The following is a 5,404-nucleotide window of genomic DNA, read 5'->3' on the forward strand; positions in this document are numbered from 1 at the left end:
AGATACATACCGTAGAAAAAGTAATTATTGCTTATTTAAGCCTAAAAGATGTTCGGGAACAGCTTAGCCTTAAGAAAGGTTTTATACAGTTACACCGCGGTTATATTGTTGCTATTGATAAGATTTTATATGTGGATGGTAATCGGATTACGATGAATAACCACATAAATTTTACCGTTGGAGATATATATTATAATGAATTTAGAAACTTTATTTCTGAAAGGTTAATCATTAGCAGCCGTAAAAAATAACGGCTACTAATGAAATGCTTGCTGAATTTAAATTACACATATGCCTGTAGTGATTACAACGGTAGTTGGTTCGGAAGTACTTATTGGTTCATTTATTTTTCCATTATATTTTTTTTTAAATACAAAAAGTGTTCTTTTAGCTAATTTTTGAGTTTTCATATCTTTTTTTTCGAAAACTAGCCGCGATAGCACGCTATAACTTTAATCGTTACACAAATAGTAAATAAGTCTTTATGAATAGTTTAAAATGGAGCAACAGTATGTTGCGAAACTGGCTGTATACTTACCGGATACACATAATTGCTTGGACTGTATTTATCATTTGGGAAACGCTGATGGTGCTTTATTTTGCAGGTATCTTAGGAACGTTCGGCAACTACGCTATTCACTACTTGATTAATATGACCTTATTTTACACCTATCCTTTACTGATAGAAAAAGCCATAGAGTTCCCTAGCGGAGCGGTATGGAAGGTTCCTCTGGTAGTTATCCTCGCAATCTTGGCCTATTTGGGCATAGTTACCGTAGTTGATATTCTATTAAATACTTATACCAATATTTTACCGGGGAAATTGCCAAGTTTTAGGATCAGAATATCCAGGGTACTTTATAGGGGTTCGTTTTTCCTTCTTTTTTCTACAGGTTACTATTTCTTAAAGCGGTTCATCAAAGAAAAAGCAGAAAAATCACGTATCGAAAAACTGCGTTTTCAAATGCTTATTGATAAGGAAAAAATGGATAAGGAACTAGCTATGTCTAAGAATGCTTTCATGAAAGCACAGATTAATCCACATCTGCTCTTTAATACTTTTGAGTTTATACACCAGAAACTAAGCACCTACTCTCCAGAAGACGCCAAGGTAATGCTTTATCTTTCAGATATGATGCGTTTTGCTGCCAATACCCAACATAATGAAGGCTACGTATATTTAAGTGAAGAGATTGCACAATGCGAAAACCTGATTGGTTTGCACCGCATTACGCAAGGTGCAATTTATATTGAGCTTGCTAGCGGCCCTGATCTTGATGAAATCAAATTAATTCCGCTTGTTTTGCTTACTATTTTAGAAAACATGTTTAAACACGGCAATCTTAATAGCATAGAAGATAAGGCCACTATAGATGTTTATACCTTTGATGACAAACTGCGTATCGAAAGCCGAAATTTACCCAGATTAATACAAAGCAAGGTAGGCTTTGGTTCAGGAATGGACAATATCCGTAACCGATTAAAATACGCTTATCACCAAAATGCCGAAATAACTGCAGGAATAGACGAAGAAGGCTTCTATATTTTAAGCATAAGTATTTCCTTAAATGCATTAATAATAGAATCAGAAGATAAAAAAGCTGAACAAACTATCCCTCTTTAACAATTAAATTGACCCAATAAGAACCCCTTCTACATTCTCACCATCAATAAATATATCGATTTCCTCAACTCAATGTAACAAAATTATTACTATATTAAACCCTCCTAATTGACGTTCTAATATTTAAATAAATCTTCATTGAAGAATTAAGGGTAAATCTTAACAAAACAGATAAAAAATGAGAAAGGGTACAATATGCTATGTAGATCAAAATAGTGGACATGGCATTATTAAAGATGAAAATGAACAGAAAATTCAATTCTTTTTAATGGAACTCCAGGAAGAAATCAGGCTTAATGATGAAATTTCTTTTGAAATAGAGCTTACAGCAAGAGGTCTTGCTGCAACAAAAATACATTTAGTTAACACTGCAGAATTAACATCTTAATAGCACCTTAATTAAATTTTGACGCCATACTAAATCCAATAAAGGAAATTATATGTGATATTTTAAATAGTTGAAATTTAATATGAAGCAGAATCCCTGCTTCCAATATAAGATTACCATTTCTGAATAGGATGATAACTGGATTTTTCTTCCTTGCGGCTTAGTTTCTTTATAAAATCTTCGCCAAAATCGTGGTTGTAAACTTTGAAATTGATTGCCCACTCATCCTTTATCATGGCAGGTACAAATTTTTCAAACATTTTTTCAAATGATCTGAAATTTACAAAGGGCTTGCAGACCACAATATATTCAGTATCTGAATTCACTATAATTTCCTCAATAAGCTTTGGCCATCTCAATTTAATCTCGATAGGCAAATTTTGATATTGCTGCCGATCAATAAACAGTCCTATACTTTGTATAAGTTCTTCGGATAGGGAACTGCCTAGCAATGTTTTCCATTTCCCACCTTCTTTTATTATCCTTTCCAATACCTGTTTATGGTCAAGAACAGTCCACAGCTCACCTCTCGAAAGCCGGATAAGCTGAAAATGCATGATATCGCCATTAGGCAGATTAAAGAAAAAGTCGAGTTCGATCATCAATAATAAGGTAATACTATATATCGCGAAACCAAAAGTATAGAACTATTTCTTAAGCACAAAAAAGCACAGAATTAAAAACCTAATTGCGAATTCTTTTCCGTAAAAATCCAATCTGCTAAGCCAAAGAATTGCGTGTGTTTTTTAATTATTAAATACCTGTTAAATAAAAAATTGATTTTTATCATCAAAAAAAATCAAAAACACCTTAAAAACGTAATATTAAACATACAAAAAATTTAATTTTAGCAATTATACATATATCTTTGCGGCATGAAAAGTATCAAATCATCCGCTCTAGTATTCCTTGTAATCACTTCATTATCTTGCTTATCAATTCATGTTCTTGCTCAAAACAAGCCAACAAAACTAGCTGATATTTTCGAGAATGTAGATAGATTGAACGGAAACGATATGATTGAACGTTTAGCTGCTCAGCGCTGTGCATATAATAAAAACCGTTCGAAAAATAGTCTTCCAAAGGCAGAATACATCATCAACAGGAATAACTTAACCCTCATTAGCTTTAATGGCTTAGATTATTATATAAAAAACAATAGGGTAATAGGCATACAAGGACTAAATCTTTCGGACGAAGTATTGAACCAGATTACAGACAAATTGGTTCTTTTAGACAGCATCCAGTTTAATCAAAGTGAGCGGTCGAATACCGAACATTTTAATCCAAATGTTGATTTTCAGAAGATCAGGAATATCGACCGTCAATTTATGCTTACACTTAAAATGTTATCGAGCACAGTAAGAGACATAGCTGCACTTACTAAAAGTGAAAATCCATCTTTAACTGTCGAGGCCAACGTTGCAAAAATGCGTTTACCAAATATTGATAAGGCTGCAGAAAAATCAAATGTGCAATCGCTGGTATTATTGTCGAAATAACAGCATTTATATATCTTATTTCAGTAGAAAAGAACAATAATTAATCTGCTTTCTTTTCCGAATACACTTCTGCAATCTGAGCAGAAAGATATTTGAAAGCAAGCGGCATTTCTACAGCAGCATTTTTGATACTTCCTTCCATAAAGATGAAACCTTTATAGTTTATTTTGTGTAAGGCTCTTAAATAAGGCTTAAAATCGTCGCCCATAACACCTGGCAACGACCTGTTTTGTTTTTCGGCAACCTCAGAAAATGCAATTAATGTTCCGGCCTCAATAATTTCATTTGGGGACTCTCCTTCACGCATCATGTGAAATATATCAGCATTAAGCCTGAAATTTGGATGATCAATCTCCCTTACAATTTCTGCAGCTGACTTTAACGAGGTGATGAAGTTAGTTTCGGTGGTTTCGAGATTTTCTAGCAAAATTGTAACCTTATATTTCCCGGCAATTTGCGCTAGTTTTTTGCCCAGGCTAATAAAATCTGATTTTGCCTTAACGACATTATAATCAGCCGGAATACTCCTTGCCCCCGAGCTGCCCAAAACAATAAACTTGATCCCCGCTTGTTGAGCTCTTGAAAGAACAGTTTCGGTATAAGTTAAAACCTTCGCTTCATCTACCTCTGGGCCAGCTATTTTTATACTCGCCGGATAGAAAAGGTTACAGGTTAATACTTTACATTTTGCAGCTTTAATCTTTACCACGTTGGCAAGAAACTGATCATCTGTTAATGCAGGTGAAAGCATCTTCGGAACAGATTCGCCAATCATTTTAAAACCAGAGGCATAAGCTAAACTGTCCTGTGCTAATCCAGATACAATCCCTAAACGCGGATATGCCTGTTTATCAGAAATAAAACCACAAAAACCGGTATAAACCAGGCAGATAAAAAAAGCCAGATAGCTAAATTTTGTACTTCTCATATTGTTATTTAAACGATTTGGTCAAAAAATGAAGTCTCAAGCTCCCCTTCTCCTAATTAACTGAACAACTTCCTGGTGAGTGTCTAAAAATTCTCCCTTAAAGATAATATAAAATCTAATCATTAAGTTTTGTATCAGCAAAATCACAGATTCCGAAGAAAACGGAATAAATGGAAGCTCCTTTCAATCAAATACAAAAATAACTTCTGCCATTGGGCACTTTTTAAATCCAGTTCGTCGACAATTTAGCGGTGTTGGCATAATAGCGGCATTTCTACTGCAACGTTTTTGGGGTAAAAGCGTCTTACACATTAAGATTATTCATTTTTGCATATGTTTTTAAAGGCATTCATGAGCTCAATCGTTCGGTTATCTTCGTTCCTCGCAATTGACGACTTTCCTATAGGAATCTGTGAATGATAGCGTAAAACCCAATTCCTCACTTATTTAAAATCAGGTATAGGAAATAGATATCCGCCAAATAAAATATACGACCATAAGAGGGTCCAAAATATGTTAAATATTTGTGCTGTAACAAATGTAAATGCGGGTTTACCGCCCTGAAGTTTTACCAGTGATGAAAATTTAGCTTCCATACCGATTGAAATAAAAGCGATTGCAAACCACACTGTACGTAAGCCGTTTAAGGTTGGTCCAACACTTTTTGCAGTTGTGGGAGATAACAGAAAAGAAAACACCAAAGATGCTGCAACAAAACCCAATACAAATTTCGGAAATCGCTCCCACACAATTTTCAACCCCGGGCGCTCTGCTTTGAAGGGTATACCATCTTCACTTTTAGGTTTTTTATAGGCCCACCATATAGCTATAAAAAAAGCAGCAACACCAATAAAAACATTTTGCGAAAACTTGGCTATAACACCTGCTTTAACGGCTATTGGCCCAACCAAATCGCCTGCAGCGGTTACGGTTGCCGTTGTATCCAAGGTACCACCCAGCCA

The 5,404-nt window shown here is 34.8% G+C and carries 7 protein-coding genes; 4 read left to right on the plus strand and 3 right to left on the minus strand.

All coding sequences use genetic code 11. From position 1 onward, the window contains the following. From AC1DND_RS18165 to AC1DND_RS18175, 3 genes are all read left to right on the plus strand, one after another. Positions 1-251: LytTR family transcriptional regulator DNA-binding domain-containing protein (locus AC1DND_RS18165; RefSeq protein WP_477583747.1), on the plus strand; the 251-nt coding region annotated here is incomplete at its 5' end. 233 nt (positions 252-484) lie between these two features. Beyond that, positions 485-1,624 carry a sensor histidine kinase gene (locus tag AC1DND_RS18170; protein WP_477583749.1) on the plus strand — a complete coding sequence of 380 codons (1,140 nt, stop codon included), beginning with the start codon at positions 485-487 and terminating at the stop codon, positions 1,622-1,624. A 178-nt stretch (positions 1,625-1,802) separates the two neighbouring features. Next, the gene (locus AC1DND_RS18175; RefSeq protein WP_215126053.1) at positions 1,803-2,012 is read left to right on the plus strand and encodes a cold shock domain-containing protein; all 210 of its coding nucleotides are present in this window, start codon (positions 1,803-1,805) and stop codon (positions 2,010-2,012) included. A gap of 113 nt (positions 2,013-2,125) precedes the next feature. On the opposite strand, the gene AC1DND_RS18180 is transcribed toward AC1DND_RS18175, so the two are convergent. After that, positions 2,126-2,614 carry a hypothetical protein gene (locus AC1DND_RS18180; RefSeq protein ID WP_477583751.1) on the minus strand — a complete coding sequence of 163 codons (489 nt, stop codon included), beginning with the start codon at positions 2,612-2,614 and terminating at the stop codon, positions 2,126-2,128. Between the two features lie 273 nt (positions 2,615-2,887). Here AC1DND_RS18180 and AC1DND_RS18185 point away from each other — a divergent pair, with 273 nt between their 5' ends. Next, positions 2,888-3,514, plus strand: coding sequence for a hypothetical protein (locus tag AC1DND_RS18185; RefSeq protein WP_477583753.1), 627 nt, complete (start codon positions 2,888-2,890; stop codon positions 3,512-3,514). A 40-nt stretch (positions 3,515-3,554) separates the two neighbouring features. On the opposite strand, the gene AC1DND_RS18190 is transcribed toward AC1DND_RS18185, so the two are convergent. Next, positions 3,555-4,442: a sugar phosphate isomerase/epimerase family protein gene (locus AC1DND_RS18190; protein WP_477583755.1), complete on the minus strand. Its 888-nt coding sequence runs from the start codon at positions 4,440-4,442 to the stop codon at positions 3,555-3,557. 443 nt (positions 4,443-4,885) lie between these two features. Then, positions 4,886-5,404, minus strand: a 519-nt coding sequence (locus AC1DND_RS18195) for a putative sulfate exporter family transporter (protein ID WP_477583756.1), incomplete at its 5' end; no start/stop codon positions are given.

It is taken from the genome of Pedobacter sp. 01N416, from assembly GCF_056399685.1.

Coding starts and splice junctions, on each gene's coding strand:
- AC1DND_RS18170 (WP_477583749.1), top strand. CDS start 485: ATGAATAGTTTAAAATGGAGCAACAGTATGTTGCGAAACTGGCTGTAT.
- AC1DND_RS18175 (WP_215126053.1), top strand. CDS start 1,803: ATGAGAAAGGGTACAATATGCTATGTAGATCAAAATAGTGGACATGGC.
- AC1DND_RS18180 (WP_477583751.1), bottom strand. CDS start 2,614: ATGATCGAACTCGACTTTTTCTTTAATCTGCCTAATGGCGATATCATG.
- AC1DND_RS18185 (WP_477583753.1), top strand. CDS start 2,888: ATGAAAAGTATCAAATCATCCGCTCTAGTATTCCTTGTAATCACTTCA.
- AC1DND_RS18190 (WP_477583755.1), bottom strand. CDS start 4,442: ATGAGAAGTACAAAATTTAGCTATCTGGCTTTTTTTATCTGCCTGGTT.